Raw genomic sequence first — 15,522 nt, forward strand, 5'->3', positions numbered from 1 at the left:
CATTGTATGACTGCTATACGGTTGTATTTTACATTTTCTCATTTTCAACCGTACTTCACACTGAAATAATACAGTTGAATTCTATATTTCTCCCTTTTTAACCGTACCGCCCAAATTCGGGCCTACAGTTTAGCCTTACATTTCCTATGTCTAATGCCTTAATTCTCATATTTTCTGATAAAGATTTTATTTAAGTGCCAGACAGGTTTTATGTTTTCACAATTTTATCTCATATAGTCGGGATTGTCAATTTCACCTGCTTCACAAATCTCTCCTTCTATTGCCCTTCTATTGCTTTTATGGAAAGTATACTTGTCATTTTCTTCAAGATACCATAAGATAGAATCAAGAAAGGAAAGTTAGCTTTCCATAAAGGAGAAAATCCCGTGAAAAACCGGCTGGAAGAATTACGAAAACAAAGAGGAATCAAACAAGAAGAGTTAGCTTCTGCTCTTGAAGTATCTCGTCAAACCATAGGATCTTTAGAAAATGGGCGATATAACCCCTCCATTTTGCTGGCCTTTAAAATTGCCAGATATTTTCATATGAGCATAGAAGACATCTTTATTTATGAGGAGGAAGAGTCATGAAAGAAAAGTTCTGGTATTTCGGCTATATTGTTGCATTACTGCTTATTCTGCTGATGGCATTTACGGAATTTCCACCTGGAGCAGATATGGCTTTGGCAATCCTTTTTACATGTGTATTTTCGGTTACCCATACACAGCTTCTCCACCGCAGAATGCTCCATACGGATTCTTCTTATCGGATTAATGTGTTAGATGAGCGTAATATTGCCATAAAGGAAAAAGCCGGAAATATCACCAATATGATCACCTTAATGCTTCTGGGCATTGCTATGTTGATATTTATTACTTTAAATTATATGGTTTCTGCCATAATTGTAGGAGTAATTATCCTGATACAGCCATTGGTCCTAATCATTGCAAGCAGTATTATTGAAAAGAAAATCTGAAAATAATAACAAAGCCCTCTGCGGACCCAGGTATCATAACCTGCACACAGAGGGCTGTTTTTACAGTTGACAGCTGACTTACCGGATAAAGTTGGTAGGTGTAAAGGGTTCTTTCTCAGGAAGACCATATTTTTCTTTTCCAAGAGCAATGCTCTTAATAAGAAAAGCCATATTTCTTCCCAATGTCCGCATGATCTGACATCCCTCAATATCTTGCTTAACTTCTTCCGAAGTGTTGCCATGCACCTGGTTCCAGTACTGGCTGGAGGCAATGGGCATATTGGAAATTGTAAAATATTTATTCAGCTCGTCGAAGGTTGCGGTACATCCCCCTCTTCTGGCAGATACTACAGATGCGCCGACTTTCATGCTCTTGTCAAAGCTTGTGCTGTAGAAAAGGCGGTCCAGAAAGGAAATCAGAGTACCATTGGCAGAGGCATAATAAACGGGAGAGCCGATGACGATCCCGTCGCTTTCCTCAAATTTTGAAGCAGTCTCATTTACCAGGTCGTCAAAGACACATTTTCCCGTGGTATGACATTTTCTGCAGCCGATGCAGCCCCGTATATCCTTATGTCCCACATGAATCAGTTCTGTTTCAATACCCTCTGCTTCGAGAGTAGAGGCCACTTCCGTTAAAGCAGTATAAGTACAGCCCTTTGCATTGGGGCTTCCGTTAATCAGCAATACTTTCATCATTCATTCCTCCTCGATCATTCAATTTCTAATTTATTATACAATGCCTGTCAAGAAAATTACAAATCATATAAAAGGATCTTAACTGTAAAACACTCTTTTTCCTCCTGGATCTCAAGTACGCCATGATAGTTTTTTACTGCAGTGCGGACATTTTTCAAGCCGAATCCACTGTTTTTTTCATGGCCTTCTGATGTTTCCGGCAATAAAGGCAAAGGATTTGTTACCCGTATAAAAAGAGAATGGGGAATGTAATGGATATCCAGACAGATCCATCTTTTTTCTTCCGGATTTTCCCTGCATGCTTTTATGGCGTTGTCCAGAAGATTTCCCAATATAATGATACTGTCTTCTGTTGCCAAACTCATTTCTTTTGGAACAGAAATTTTGCTGTGGACGGTTATCTTCTGCTCTTTTGCCTGACCGATTTTCAGAGATAAAATGGCGTCCATTCCCATATTTCCTGTAGACAGGATCTGAGACGCTTCTCCGATATCCTGTATCAGCTGTCCCAGATATTCCTGCAGCTCTTCAGTTTCCCTGGACTTAGGAGTGATCCTTGCAGCTATCCAGCTAAGAGACTGGAGATGATTTTTCATATCATGGCGTATGCCTTTCAGCCGCTGCTGAGAAAGAGACAGATCTTCATAATACTGTTCTGAAAGCTTTATCTGCTGTTGAAGAAGAATGTCTGTATTCCGTTGGAGCAGGTTGCAAAACTGGCTGTAAATAAAAGCCGTTGCCATATTAATGAAAATAAAGGCGGTGATCAGAGAAAACTCCAGATAAAATAAAGTGTCAGGATAGGAATTGATCCTGAGCAGAAAGAAAACCAGGACCAGGAAACTGATGCCTGGAATCGCCATGATAACAGCAAAATGCTTCGGTGGCAGCAGGACACTTTCTTCTATCCTGATCTTTCCAAGAATCAGGAGCAGACTCCAGAATCACACATGCATGCTTCCTGACAGAAGGAAAAAATTCAGACCGAGATAGCTGAAATCCAGCTTTGTGCTGCGTATAACAGCGAGAAGAAAGACTGTCAGATAAAGAGCTGTCACAAACTCAATAGAAGAAAGAAGGATCATTTTCTGCCAATTCTTCATTGCAAGTCTCTTCCGAACCCTTTATAATTGTTTCATAAAGGAGAAAATGCATATGAATAATGAATTGTCCAAGGAATTATCGTATGCAAAAGAAAAAATACAGTACGATACCCAGTGCAAACGTGTACTGAGCCAGAAGCAGATTCTTGCCTGGATACTAAAGCGTACTGTAAAAGAATTTACGGATTTATCTATAAGGCAGATTATCCCGCATATTGAGGGAACACCGGAGATTTCTTCTATATCGGTATACCCCGGTAATAGTAAAGAATCTCTCGAAGATTCTGAACCAGCCTACAATAGGGCTGAAAAAATTTCCGGCATGCCTAACGAAGACAAAATTCCCGAAGAAGGAACTGTTTACTTTGATATCCGTTTTCGGGTATCTGTTCCTCAGGGAAACAAGGTACAAATGATTATTAATGTGGAAGCTCAGAAGTCTTTTTATCCCGGCTATGAAATCGTAACAAGAGGAATTTTTTACAGTGCCAGAATGATTTCCGCACAGTCTAGCGTTGATTTTACCGCTTCTGATTATGACAGTATCCGAAAGGTCTATTCTATCTGGCTTTGTATGAATGCTCCTAAAAAGATTGGGAATGCTATTTCCGAGTATTCCTTCCGAAAAAGGGACCTTCTGCCCGGTCTGCCGGATCATCCCCAGGCCTATGACAAAATTTCTGTGATTATCATAGCTCTAAATGAAAAAATATCTTCTGAAGACTTATTTATCGGTATGATAAATACTTTGCTTTCAACAGAAATTCCTTATCATATTAAGAAAAAAAGGCTGGAGAAGGACTATCATATTCAAATGCACAGTGATCTGGCGAAGGAGGTGGGATTAATGTGCAACTTATCAGATTATGTAGAAGAACAGGGTATTCAGAAGGGCATTCAAAATGTGGTCGTTAATTTACTTAAACTGGGGACTGTCAGCGATGAAGATATTATGAAAGCTGGCAATCTTTCTCCGGAGGAACTTGGCAGGATTAAAGAAGAGGTAAAGAACAGTAAAGTTTAATAGATACTCCCAGCAGGGGCAGGTATGATGCAATCCAGTCGTACCTGCCCCTGCAACTTTTCTGAAAGAAAAATATGGTGGATACATTTCTCTCACCTTCCCTATATGCTATAATGGCTTTATCCCGCCGCTTTTGCGGCAGAATTGGAGACTGTACATATGACACGTGTTTTAATTGTAGAAGATGACGCTACCATCAACAGCCTGATCTATGAATATCTTACCGAAAAAGACTTCGACTGCCGCCAGGCCTTTTCCGGAACCGAAGGCCGGCTGCTTTTCGACATGGAAAAATTCGACCTGATTCTTTTGGATCTTATGATACCGGGGCTAAGCGGGGAAGAACTTATTGCCTATATCCGTTCTTCTTCTCAGGTCCCAGTTATCGTGCTATCTGCAAAGACTGCGCTGGAAGATAAAGTAAATCTTCTTTCCACAGGAGCAGACGATTATCTGACAAAGCCCTTTGAACTGGAAGAGCTCCTGGCCAGGATACAGGTACAACTGAGGCATAAGGCCGCAGCTCCCTCTCCTGCTCCTTCTTCCCTCCGATATAAAGACTGGGAGCTGGATGAGCAGGCCAGAAATTTCCTGGTTAAGGGAGAAAGGATTGATCTCACCGCTCATGAACTGGGCATTATAACCCTTCTGATGAAATATCCCAAAAAAGTTTTTACAAAACAGGAAATCTTTGAATCTGTGTGGAACCAGGATTATTTTGTTGAGGATAAAACCATTAACGTCCACATCAGCAATATCCGTTCCAAGCTGAAAGATACAGCTACAGACGCCTATATTCAAACAGTATGGGGAATCGGGTTCAAATTAAAAGACTGATTTTAGAATATCCTTTTTTCTGTTCTTTAATCTTAAACTTTTCTTAAACTTTTCTTTGCGCTTTTTGAAATTCTCTGTGAGATACTGGACTCAGAAAAGAACAAGAGGCTTTTCAAAAGCTGACAGGAGGATAAATGATGAAAGATTTGATTGTCACACAGAATCTCACAAAGATGTATGGCGATAAAGCCGCTGTCTCTTCTATGGATATGCATGTGAAACAGGGAGATATTTACGGCTTTATCGGAAGGAACGGTTCCGGCAAGTCCACCACATTAAAAATGCTCTGTGGACTGGCTTTTCCTACCCAGGGAAGTATCCGAGTATTCGGCCAGTCTCTGAGCCAGGAAAGCGTTCGGAAACGTATAGGCGTTCTCATTGAGTCTCCGGGACTGGAGCCTGGCAGAAGCGCCTATGAAAATATGTATTTAAAGGCCAGCCTTATGGGCATTGTCGATCCGGATAAAGAAATCCGGGAACTTCTCACTCTCACTGGATTAAACCCGGATAATAAAAAGCTGGTAAAACGCTATTCTATGGGAATGAAGCAGCGGCTGGGAATCGCCATGGCACTTCTGGGAGGCCCGGATCTTCTGATCCTGGATGAACCTATTAACGGTCTTGATCCGGAAGGAATGAACCAGCTCCGCTCTCTGCTGGTAGATCTGAACCAGAAGAAAGGAGTGACCATTCTGGTCAGCTCCCATATTTTAGGAGAGCTTTCCAAAATGGCCACCCGCTATGGGATTATTAAAGACGGCTGTCTGGTGAAAGAAATTTCCAAAGAAGAACTGTCTGCGGAGTGTAAGGATTATCTCTATCTGAAAACTTCGGACAGTAAAATGGCCGCTGTACTTCTGGAAGAAAAACTGAGAATCCGGAATTATGAAGTACGTCCGGAAGGGGAGATCCGTATCTATCAGAAAGCGGACTCCGGCCAGATCACCACAGTTATGACCTCCGCAGGCATTTCGGTATTTGCCATCTATGGCCATCAGCAGGATCTGGAAGGATATTTTCTGGATCTGATGGGAAAAGAAAGTAAAACCGGTTCTTCAAAGAAAGGGGGCAGACGCCATGCTTAATCTTACACGTATGGAATTCCGCAGACTATTCAGAGATAAAAGTGTTTATATTACTCTAGCTTCATTTTTAGGATTTATTCTGATCGCTCTGATCACAATGAAACTGGTAACCGATCAGAATCTTCTGTCTTTTGCAACGGAAAACGGATTTGAATTCACTGCGGAAGATCAGGCTGACGCAGCTTCTTTTCTCAGTTCCACCATAGCAGATTTTGTCAGCAATCTTCTTTTTTCCGGAGGTCTTATGGTCTGCTTCAGCGCAATCTTCTGCTCCCTCAGTACCTGTGACGACTTTGCTTCCGGCTTTGGAAAAAATATCTTTTCCTACTATCCGGACAGGGGATACTATATCGTGAGCAAAATTGTTACCCACTGCGCCATTAACGCTATGTTTATACTGGCTCTTACGGCTGCCAGCATAATCCTGTTTATGATCTTCGGATTTCCCAATCCTCTGGGAGACCCTTTGAAAATGGCTCTTATGCTGTTGATCGGCTGGGTGGCGCTGATCCCTCTGACCGCTCAGAACATGCTTTTGTGCATGCTTATCCGGAATGCTGCAGTAGCCAGTATTCTTTCTATCCTCTGCGGTCTTGGAGCCGTGGCAGGTGTTTTAGAAACCATTGCCGGACTCTTCGGAATCCATGTGGCGCAGTTTTTCCCGCCTTATCTGGTGATGATGTCCCCTTATATCAGCGGCAGCTCCGGCACAGGATCCCTGTTGTCCCTTGCAGTGAGCCAGAACGGTCTGGGTACAAACCTGCTTTTGTCTGTGTTTGCCAGTCTTTTATGGACCCTGATCTACATCTGGCTCTCCAAAAAGGTACTGAGCAAAAAAGATATCTGTTAAGAGGAATATGCCTATGTTAAAAACAGCATTGATCATCCTATTTGCCATATTATTTTTCCTTTCTATCACCGCGCTTCTCCTCTACAGACGGCAGGTGAGGGGACTATCCGAACAATTAAAAGATCTGGAGCCGGGAAGCAATCAAAGGCTTACCTGCTCTGTCAGGGACAGAAATATTCTGTTCCTTTGCCGCCTGGTAAATACTTATATCGATTCTCAGCAGAAACTGGTGCTTCAGGCCCGGGAAGCGGAGGAAGAACTAAAATATACCATTGCCAGTGTTTCCCACGATATCCGGACACCCCTCACCGGAGCCTCCGGCTATATGCAGATGGCGGAAAAAACAGAAGACCCGGATAAAAGAAAAGAATACTGCCGGATTGTCCGGGGCAGACTGAAAGATCTGGAACAGCTTTTAGACCAGCTTTTCCTTTATACAAAATTGACAAGCCAGGAAATTTCTCTCCAAATGGAGCCGGTTTCCCTGTTTCCTCTTGTCTGTGAGGTTCTTACAGGATTTTACGGAAAATTTCAGGAACAGAACCGGGAGCCTTCCCTGGATTTTCAGGAAGAGGCCATTCAGATCCAGGGAGACAGCAGCCAGCTGAAGCGGGTTCTGGGAAATCTCGTTTCCAATTCCCTTTCTTACGGCCTTGGCACCCTTTTTATTGTTCAAAAGGGAAATACGCTGACCTTTTCCAATAAAGTAAAAGATCCGGGATCTATTGATCCGGATCAGATGTTTGTCCGTTTTTACAGAGGCGATCCTTCCAGAAATGCTTCAAAAAGTTCTCATGCCGGACTTGGACTTTCCATAGCCAGAGAACTGACCCAGGCAATGGGAGGGAAAATTGAAGCCAGACTTCATGAGGATATATTGGAAATTGTATTGACTTTTCAGGGGGCTTCCCGGTAAACTGTCTATATAGAACAGTATAATTATCCGGTATTCTATAGCTTTCCGGACCATCAAAAGGAGAAAAACCTATGGAAAATATTCTGATCATTTACAAATCAAAGTATGGCGCAGCCAGGGAATATGCCCAGCTTCTGGGAAAAGCCCTGGACACTGCCCCTGTTTCCGTTGACCAGGCCAAATCTCAGATGGTCACTTCTGCAGATACGATTATTCTCTGCGGAGGAATCTATGCCTCTTCCATTGCCGGTCTCTCTTTTCTGAAGAAAAACGCCGCTCTTCTCAGTGGAAAAAAGACGGCGGTCTTTGCAGTAGGGGCGTCTCCCTATGACCAGAAGACTCTTGAGGAGTTGAAGAAAAGGCACCTTTCTGGGGCATTGGAGGGAATCCCTCTCTTCTACGGCCGGGGTGCATGGAACGAAGAGATCATGACCGTAAAAGATAAATTTCTCTGTTCTATGCTGATGAAAGTAGTGTCCAAGAAACCTGCGGAACAATGCGAGCCCTGGGAACTGGCTCTGAAAGAGGCAATGGGGAAGAAATGCTCCTGGGTAGATGAGAAGTATCTGGAGCCTTTATATAAATATATCCATAAAGACACCAGATAAAATACAGAGTGAAAGTTTGGGTGAGGAATATGGAGATTACTCCAATTACATTGGAGAATCGGTCTGTAATTAATGAGTTTTTAATGAAGCATTGGTATTCTACGGATATGGTGGTATGCGGTGAGAAAATTGATATGACAAAATCAGATGGCTTGGCTGTATTCTCTCATGGAGAAATCACAGCCCTCCTCACCTATCGCATAAAACCGGATCATACCTGCGAGATCATTTCACTGGACAGTCTTATAGAGAATCGGGGAACAGCGACGAAACTCCTCCAGAAAGTTTTTGATATTGCCAGGACTAATTGTCAGCCGATCTTTAATAAACAATAATCATAGCCGGTTTCCCAGTTTATACGCCATTTCCGGATACTGGCTGTGCCTGGTCATTGATGGAGTCCCGCACCCTCGTCCAAGGACCATACCCTGGTCCTGGAAATCCAGATATCTGACCAGTGTTTGGTAATGACTTTCCAGTGCATCAAATGTCCAGTTATCGCTGTTCCATGCAACAGTAAGAAGGGCCGATTTCATATGTTTCCTTGTAATACTGCTGTTATAGGAACAGAAACGGTCGATCACGATTTTAAGCTGTGCTGACATTCCATAATAATAAAGCGGGGTCGCAAAGACGATCATATCAGCGTCCAGGACCGCCTTCTTTATTTTCTGATTCTCGTCATGCAAGATGCAGGGGCCCTCATATCCGCATGAAACGCATCCGGTACATGGACGGATATCCATATCTGCAAGATCAAATCTTCTGATGCTATGGCCGGCTGCTTCCGCCCCCTGGCTGAAATTCTCCACTAAAATATTTGTGGATCCCTTTTTATTCGGACTTCCCTGTAAAATTACAATTTTCATCTGCTGCTTCCTCCTTTTTTTCATCTGTAATTTGTTCTGTACTTTTGCAAATTTTATTTACAAACTTGTCAATACAGGGTTGTTTAAATAGTCGTATACCTGTTTGACTTCGCTTATTTTCCGTGTATCCAGCATGGACGGGCAATCTTTGTCCAGCTGGGCAATCCGCATCATGTCCGCTTCCTCCAGTTTAAAATCCCAGATATTCAGATTTTCTCTCATGCGCTCCTTATGCACAGATTTCGGGATAGCGATCACTCCCTGCTGTACATTCCACCGCAGGATGATCTGTGCCGGAGTCTTTCCGTATTTTTCTGCGATTTCTTTCAGGATCGGTTCGTCGAACATCCCTTTCATACCTTCTGCAAAAGGTGCCCATGCCTGAGCCTGTATCCCCAGTTCACCCATGATCTCAAGATCTTCTTTTCTCTGATAATGAGGATGCCTCTCGATCTGATTGATCTGCAGCTTGATTTCCACATTATAGCATAGATCCAGCAAACGATCCGGATAGAAATTGCAAACACCAATAGCCCGGATCTTTCCCTCCTTATATAGTTCCTCCATAGCACGCCAGGAGCCGTAATAATCTCCAAAGGGCATGTGGATAAGATAAAGATCCAGATATTCCAGCCCCAGTTTTTTCAAAGATTCTTCAAAAGCAGTCCTTGTATTATCGTATCCCATCTGCTGGATATATGCTTTTGTAGTAATAAACAGTTCTTCCCTTGGTATACCGCTGTTTCTGATCCCTCTGCCCACTGCTTCTTCATTCTGATACGAGCTTGCCGTATCGATCAGCCGGTATCCTTCTGCAATAGCATTCCTGACCACCGGTTCACAGTCTTCTTCCGGTATCTGAAAAACTCCGAAACCTTCCATAGGCATTTCAATTCCGTTATTTAATTTTATTTTCTCTATCATAGCGCTGCCTCCTGTTCATCTTTTCCTGCTTGCTTTCGGCATCAGTCTGCCTTCTTCTCTTTTCTTCATTATCCTATAATTTTTTTACCCTGTCTAATACCTGTCTTTTATCATGAACTATTCCTGATATGTATGATAGAAGGCCTTTTCTGCCTGTCGTTACTTCTTACTCTCCACTCCGTTTTTCTGGCAGATATCTTTCAGGCAGCACTTCTCGCAAAATGGTGATGTTCTGGCTGTGCAGACATCTCTTCCATGGTAAACCAGACGGTGGCAGAAATCACTGCCCTCTTCCGGAGGAATGATCTTCCATAGAGCCATTTCCACTTTTTTCGGCTCTCTGATCCCGTCTACAAGCCCGATCCGGTTGACCAGACGGATACAATGGGTATCGGTAACAATTGCCGGCTTTCCAAACACATCTCCCATGATCAGATTGGCACTTTTTCTTCCAACCCCCGGAAGCTTCAATAAAGCATTAAAATCATCCGGCACTTTTCCCTGATACTGATTCCGGAGAATCTTCATACAGGCGCTGATATCCCTGGCCTTGCTCTTACCCAGGCCGCAGGGCCGGACGATCTTTTCAATCTCTTCCACCGGAGCTTCTGCCAGAGCTGCCACATCCGGATATTTTGCATAAAGATCCTCAACCACCACATTTACTCTTGCGTCTGTACACTGAGCGGCCAGCCGTACACTTACCAGCAGCTTCCAGGCCTGATCATAGTCCAAAGTACACTGGGCCAGAGGATATTCTTTCTTTAAACGTTCAATTACTTCCAGAGCAAGTTCTTCCTTTGTCATTTTATATACATCCTTCCGTTGTGAGTTTTCTATATGTAAGTATACGAAAAAACTTTTTTCGCAACTGGCAGTGGAAATCTGCCAGGTTTTTCGCAGGCGGTATTATTCGGTATATATGCTATGTCTCCGGTCCGCAGCTGTTACAGGATATACCTCTCTCCCAGACGGAAAATATGATACTTCTTCTTCGGATAATGCCGCTCCATATAGTCAGCAAAGATCAGAGGATTTTCTTCATTTCCTCCAATCATGTCATAGTGAAGAGGAATGGTCAGATCAGCTCCGATAGCACTGGCAAACCAGCAGGCTTCCCGGCTGTTCATGTTTCCTACAATATCCCGTTCATTTCTTTCCAGATCTCTGCCGTTTATGGGGATCATGGCTGCGTCTATGCCATGGGATTTCTGAAGTTTGTCTATCAGCTCCCGGGTTACGATCGTATCCCCGCTGTGGAAAAACCCACGGTCTCCAAGACGGATCTCATATCCCAGAGTCAGACTGTGTCCTTCCTGGTCAAACTGATAGGATTCATGAGCAGTAGCCGCCGGATTCACCTGGATTCCCTCTTCCAGAGTAATCTTTTGATCCTGACATAAGCCTAAAAGCTGGTCTTTAGAAATCCCAAAAGAAAGAGCCTGCTCCACCAAAGGCAGCGGAAGGACAATCTTCATCTGTGGATTTCTCTTAGCCAGTTTTACCAGGGTTTCCTGGTGCATATGATCCCCATGGTCATGGGTGCAGAACACATAGTCTGCCCGAAGCTCTTCCGGCAGAAAAGGAATCGGATAATTTCTCCGGTCCTCTCCGTCTTCTCCCGGCATTGCTCCCAGCACCGGATCTATGCACAGGACAATTCCCTTCCACTTCAGGATCATTCCCATCTGTCCGATATACCATAGACTGCACAGCTCTTTAGGAAGACTGGTTTCTACGATCTCCCTGAGAAGTTCACTGCCTTTTTTATACCATTTATTACTCATAATTTCTGCCTCCTGTATTCTCTGAAAGCCATCGTTTTCAGAACGGTTCCTGTTCTATGTAAACTGCTTTTTTCCTGCTCTGTTAGATGCTTCACTGACAGAATTGTATCATAAATCCAATTATAAGGCGAGAATAAACAGCAACTGCGGCCTCAGATTTTGACAGGTTAAGTGGAAAAGTTTTATTTCCCCACTCTCCACTTCCCCTCTTCCGGATAAAAATACAGACAGAAGGATTTTTCTCTTCCTTTTTGACAGACCCGGCACTGGTATTTCCAAAGTGGAATGCCTCCATACCGGAGCTTTTGAAAGGTATCTGTAAAAATGGGGCCGATAGTCTGGATCTGTCCATCTTCATTTTGAATTTTCATAGATAGAGGCATTCCTTTCCCCTGAACTGTAAACCAGCATTTTACCGCTGCCGGAAGAAGTTCCGAATCCAAAAGAACTCCCTCGTCTTTTTCATAGACTTTTCCGCCTGTTCCAAAATTCATCTATCATACCTTTCTGCTGGCAGCTTATACAGAACTGTTCTTTTTTCTCTGGAAATACCGCCGGACATATGGTCTATGGGAGTATCCAGAAAGGCAGCCCTTTTGACTGCGTCTGCCCCATACCGCTGGCGGATACGGTCTACGGTCATCTCTGCCCTCCGTCTTTTTTCATAGGCTTCTCCCTGAAAAAGGCTTTCCTGTACCGGCATATCTTTTCTCGTAAGACAACTGCCCCGGATTCCCAGATGGCGAATAGGTTCTCCCTTCCATATCTGCCGGAACAGCAGAACTGCCCTTTTATAAATTTCTTCTGTAAGATCCGTAGGATCAGAAAATTTCTTCTGATGGGAATAACAGTGAAAATCCCAGGTTTTTATGGAGAGGGTAAACACCTGAGCCATGACCTGATCTTTCTTCATACGGGCTCCCAGAGTTTCTGAAAGTCCAAGAAGAGCCAGACGGGCCTGCCGAATATCTGTCACATCAAAAGGAAGGGTCAGGCTGTTTCCATAGCCTTTGTTGGCTTCCGGCTCTGGCTCTACCGGAGAAGTGTCTATTCCGTTGGCAAAAGCCCAGAGAATTTCTCCATACTTTTTTAAGTGAGACTTCAATATTTCAGGATCCGTGCGGGCCAGTTCACGGATGGTATAAATTCCCAGGCTTTCCAGTTTTCCTACAGTTTTTGATCCTGCAAAAAACAGATCCGATACAGGCAAAGGCCAGAGTTTGGTTCCTATTTCTCCTGGAAACAGTGTATGGACTTTATCAGGCTTTTCAAAATCTGAGGCCATTTTTGCAAGGACTTTATTGGAGGAGATTCCGATATTTACTGTAAATCCCAGCTCGTCCCGAATTCTTTTTCGGACTGTCTCTGCCGCTGCTTCGGGACTGTGCCATAAAGTCTGAGTTCCGGTCATATCCATAAAAGCTTCATCTATACTGTACTGCTCCACTGCCGGAGAAAATTCTTTCAGTATTTCTATAAATGCTTTTGAAGCTTTTTCATAAAGCTGATAATGGGGCTGCACAAGGATCAGAGAAGGGCATTTTCTTTTGGCTTCTAAAATACTTTCTCCTGTGCGGATCCCGTATTTTTTTGTGGGAATGGATTTTGCCAGAATAATCCCATGGCGCATAGCCGTATCTCCCGCCACCCCAGCTGCCTGGCTGCGAAGATCTTCTTTTGCGCCCAGGTGCCGGAGTCTGTATACTGCCTCCCAGCTGAGATAAGCGGCATTTACGTCTACATGAAAAATAACCCTGTTTTCAAACATATGTTCCACCTCCTTCTGAGTTTATTATAAGAACATATGTTTGTGTAAGCAACAGGGTTATTCTGGAAATTTATCCTTGGTTGCCGGTATTCCTGTAAAGGTGTTCTTATGTTTAGAGTCTGCTAATCATCTATCTGATTCTTTACCATAATCTTATCCAAAAAACCGGCTTCATTAAAACTTAGCGTCCAATAAGGCGAGGTAACATCCTCTTTTCTGTAAGTTAAATTTCTCGTTTCGTAGCTTTCATCTGGCATGCCGTACAGCTGCAGAACATCATCCCTTGTAGACCATCCCAGCATCAGCCCTCCTGGAATCCGCAGCTCTGTTCCGGCAAACTCATAATTTCCATAAATCACAGATACTCTGCCCACAATGCCTTGCGTAATGTCTATCGTCTGCTCTTGGGTATTGTAGACAATAACATCTATACTCTGTTCTTTTGTATTGGTCAATGTAATCCATGAACTATCATATCCTTTGTAGTCGTCCCTTCCGGGCAGCTGCAGTCCGGCATCCTCATCGGATATCATCCAACCATTCTTCAAAAAATCGGATAAAGGCGCAGGTAAGGAATAGACGTTATCATTAATCTGAATAGAAAAACTCTCCCAATCATCTGGAAGGTTGGCGGAAGGAGGAAACCGATATTCAGCCTCTTCGTCCAGACCAGGAAGATACTGGAGGGCTATAACCGTTTCCGTATAAGGAAGATATGTAACCTTCGCCCGCAATTCATAATTTTCAGACCACAGTTCGGTTCCCTCATCATATGCTCCTTCACCCAGAGAAAAATTATGTGTGCCCCCGTCAATCCCTCTGCCTCTCAGATAATATCTGGCAGGACCATCTCCGGTATAATCATTATCAAATTTAAGGCCGTCTAAATATGTAATTTTCGGGTGGTCTAAATAAGGGATATCCAGAATCACTGGTCGGACAAAAAAGAAAGCCGCCAACGGACAGATAACGATGCCTGAAATCCGTCCGAGGATTCCTTTTATGCTTTTTTTCCCAGGTTTGAATAGTCCTCTGACACAGAAAATCACTGTGGCTATGGCCAAAATCCCTATTATGATCCGAAAGCCTGCAGTTCTTATAAAGCCTGCATTGCCCATGGCAATCACTTTAGTATTCAAGATAGTAAAAAATATAGCAGCACCGAAAATAAACAGGAAAATAGGACCAAAAAGAACAATAGGCCCGAATTTCATCCAGAATCTATACCGTTTGTCGAAGTCGTTTTCACCTTTACCCATAATCCCTTTTCTCCTCCATATACTTTCTGTAATGGTATATCCGGGTTGTCATGCTATAATCACAAGCACGGCCTGTATATCAAATTTAATGTAGCATTGCGATATTTCTTTGTCAAATTAAATCCTTGTAAAGCCTTATCCATCCCAGATACTCCCGGCAGATCATAAAAAAAGGAGCAGCTTCCATATACGAAGCTTCTCCCTTTTAGAGGTTCTCTTATAAAAAAAACAGTCTCTCCTGACGGTATTCCTGTCTGCACTCCAGAAGTCCGGGAGTTTTTTTCAGGAATTTTTCCATTGAACAATTTTCCCATATCCATTCTTCCAGCTCCTCTTTCTCTAGGATCAGAGGCATGCGATGGTGGACCGGACGGACAGACGGATTTGCCTGAGTCGTAAGAATGATAAATCTTGGAACTTCTTGAAACAGTTCATAAAATCCTGCCATATACAGAAGGGATCCGTCCTTCCTGAAAAATTCGGCCTTTTCTTTCTCCGGATTCCACTCATAGAACCATCTGGCAGGGAGCACACATCTTCTGTGAGAAACAGCCCTTGAAAAAGAGGGTCGCTCCAAAGCAGTCTCTGACCTGGCATTGATAAGAAGCTGTTTTTTATCTCTTCCGGGGAATCCCCAGGCCATGGAAGCGGCTTTCAGCCCTCCGCCCTCATTTTTCAATATTACAGGGGCTTCCATAGAAGGATAAATGTCCCTGGAGCCGGTATTCAGCCGGGATTCCAGGATCTTTACCATCCGCCGGATTTCCTCTGTCATTTCTTCATCCATGTGATACCGTCCGCACATAGGCTTCTCCTT

Annotated in this window: 20 protein-coding genes; 9 read left to right on the forward strand and 11 right to left on the reverse strand. The window is 43.4% G+C overall.

Going from position 1 to position 15,522, the window contains the following annotated elements:
- Window positions 1–386 precede the first annotated feature (386 nt).
- Complete coding sequence (locus tag B5G00_RS02410) at window positions 387–590, forward strand: helix-turn-helix transcriptional regulator (protein ID WP_087267948.1); 204 nt, start codon at window positions 387–389, stop codon at window positions 588–590.
- Window positions 587–976, forward strand: coding sequence for a hypothetical protein (locus B5G00_RS02415; RefSeq protein WP_087267950.1), 390 nt, complete (start codon window positions 587–589; stop codon window positions 974–976). The genes B5G00_RS02410 and B5G00_RS02415 overlap by 4 nt, the downstream gene beginning before the upstream one ends.
- 78 nt (window positions 977–1,054) lie before the next feature.
- Here the strand turns inward: B5G00_RS02415 and B5G00_RS02420 are convergent, their stop codons facing one another.
- The 3 genes from B5G00_RS02420 to B5G00_RS18850 form a co-directional block, all read right to left on the reverse strand.
- Complete coding sequence (locus B5G00_RS02420; RefSeq protein WP_087267953.1) at window positions 1,055–1,672, reverse strand: flavodoxin family protein; 618 nt, start codon at window positions 1,670–1,672, stop codon at window positions 1,055–1,057.
- Between the two features lie 59 nt (window positions 1,673–1,731).
- A complete protein-coding gene (locus B5G00_RS02425; protein ID WP_087267956.1) occupies window positions 1,732–2,538 on the reverse strand; it encodes a sensor histidine kinase in 807 nt (268 codons plus the stop codon).
- Between the two features lie 81 nt (window positions 2,539–2,619).
- Complete coding sequence (locus B5G00_RS18850) at window positions 2,620–2,778, reverse strand: hypothetical protein (protein WP_158229610.1); 159 nt, start codon at window positions 2,776–2,778, stop codon at window positions 2,620–2,622.
- Window positions 2,779–2,830: 52 nt separating this feature from the next.
- Here B5G00_RS18850 and B5G00_RS02430 point away from each other — a divergent pair, with 52 nt between their 5' ends.
- From B5G00_RS02430 to B5G00_RS02460, 7 genes are all read left to right on the forward strand, one after another.
- On the forward strand, window positions 2,831–3,802 hold the full coding sequence (locus B5G00_RS02430) for a hypothetical protein (RefSeq protein ID WP_087267959.1): 972 nt from the start codon (window positions 2,831–2,833) through the stop codon (window positions 3,800–3,802).
- A gap of 159 nt (window positions 3,803–3,961) precedes the next feature.
- Window positions 3,962–4,639 carry a response regulator transcription factor gene (locus tag B5G00_RS02435; RefSeq protein ID WP_087267961.1) on the forward strand — a complete coding sequence of 226 codons (678 nt, stop codon included), beginning with the start codon at window positions 3,962–3,964 and terminating at the stop codon, window positions 4,637–4,639.
- A 134-nt stretch (window positions 4,640–4,773) separates the two neighbouring features.
- Window positions 4,774–5,724, forward strand: a complete 951-nt coding sequence (locus B5G00_RS02440) for an ATP-binding cassette domain-containing protein (RefSeq protein WP_087267964.1) — start codon at window positions 4,774–4,776, stop codon at window positions 5,722–5,724.
- A complete protein-coding gene (locus tag B5G00_RS02445; RefSeq protein WP_087267967.1) occupies window positions 5,717–6,574 on the forward strand; it encodes an ABC transporter permease in 858 nt (285 codons plus the stop codon). Before B5G00_RS02440 ends, B5G00_RS02445 begins: the two co-directional genes overlap by 8 nt.
- 13 nt (window positions 6,575–6,587) lie before the next feature.
- A complete protein-coding gene (locus B5G00_RS02450; RefSeq protein ID WP_162613469.1) occupies window positions 6,588–7,490 on the forward strand; it encodes a sensor histidine kinase in 903 nt (300 codons plus the stop codon).
- Window positions 7,491–7,561: 71 nt separating this feature from the next.
- Window positions 7,562–8,098 carry a flavodoxin family protein gene (locus B5G00_RS02455; RefSeq protein ID WP_087267973.1) on the forward strand — a complete coding sequence of 179 codons (537 nt, stop codon included), beginning with the start codon at window positions 7,562–7,564 and terminating at the stop codon, window positions 8,096–8,098.
- 29 nt (window positions 8,099–8,127) lie between these two features.
- Window positions 8,128–8,433, forward strand: a complete 306-nt coding sequence (locus tag B5G00_RS02460; RefSeq protein WP_087267977.1) for a hypothetical protein — start codon at window positions 8,128–8,130, stop codon at window positions 8,431–8,433.
- Here B5G00_RS02460 and B5G00_RS02465 read toward each other — a convergent pair whose 3' ends face one another.
- From B5G00_RS02465 to B5G00_RS02500, 8 genes are all read right to left on the reverse strand, one after another.
- Window positions 8,434–8,967, reverse strand: coding sequence for a flavodoxin family protein (locus tag B5G00_RS02465; protein ID WP_087267981.1), 534 nt, complete (start codon window positions 8,965–8,967; stop codon window positions 8,434–8,436).
- 57 nt (window positions 8,968–9,024) lie between these two features.
- Window positions 9,025–9,891: an aldo/keto reductase gene (locus B5G00_RS02470; protein ID WP_242971255.1), complete on the reverse strand. Its 867-nt coding sequence runs from the start codon at window positions 9,889–9,891 to the stop codon at window positions 9,025–9,027.
- Window positions 9,892–10,050: 159 nt separating this feature from the next.
- On the reverse strand, window positions 10,051–10,698 hold the full coding sequence (locus tag B5G00_RS02475) for an endonuclease III domain-containing protein (protein ID WP_087267983.1): 648 nt from the start codon (window positions 10,696–10,698) through the stop codon (window positions 10,051–10,053).
- 140 nt (window positions 10,699–10,838) lie between these two features.
- Window positions 10,839–11,678: an MBL fold metallo-hydrolase gene (locus tag B5G00_RS02480; RefSeq protein ID WP_087267985.1), complete on the reverse strand. Its 840-nt coding sequence runs from the start codon at window positions 11,676–11,678 to the stop codon at window positions 10,839–10,841.
- A gap of 182 nt (window positions 11,679–11,860) precedes the next feature.
- Window positions 11,861–12,172 carry a hypothetical protein gene (locus B5G00_RS02485; RefSeq protein WP_087267988.1) on the reverse strand — a complete coding sequence of 104 codons (312 nt, stop codon included), beginning with the start codon at window positions 12,170–12,172 and terminating at the stop codon, window positions 11,861–11,863.
- Window positions 12,169–13,446, reverse strand: coding sequence for a DNA polymerase Y family protein (locus B5G00_RS02490; RefSeq protein ID WP_087267991.1), 1,278 nt, complete (start codon window positions 13,444–13,446; stop codon window positions 12,169–12,171). The genes B5G00_RS02485 and B5G00_RS02490 overlap by 4 nt, the downstream gene beginning before the upstream one ends.
- A gap of 122 nt (window positions 13,447–13,568) precedes the next feature.
- Window positions 13,569–14,705 carry a hypothetical protein gene (locus B5G00_RS02495; RefSeq protein ID WP_087267994.1) on the reverse strand — a complete coding sequence of 379 codons (1,137 nt, stop codon included), beginning with the start codon at window positions 14,703–14,705 and terminating at the stop codon, window positions 13,569–13,571.
- Window positions 14,706–14,922: 217 nt separating this feature from the next.
- Window positions 14,923–15,510 carry an SOS response-associated peptidase gene (locus B5G00_RS02500; protein ID WP_087267997.1) on the reverse strand — a complete coding sequence of 196 codons (588 nt, stop codon included), beginning with the start codon at window positions 15,508–15,510 and terminating at the stop codon, window positions 14,923–14,925.
- Window positions 15,511–15,522 lie beyond the last annotated feature (12 nt).

The organism is Blautia sp. An46 (assembly GCF_002161645.1).
GTDB classification, from domain to species: domain Bacteria; phylum Bacillota; class Clostridia; order Lachnospirales; family Lachnospiraceae; genus Blautia; species Blautia ornithocaccae.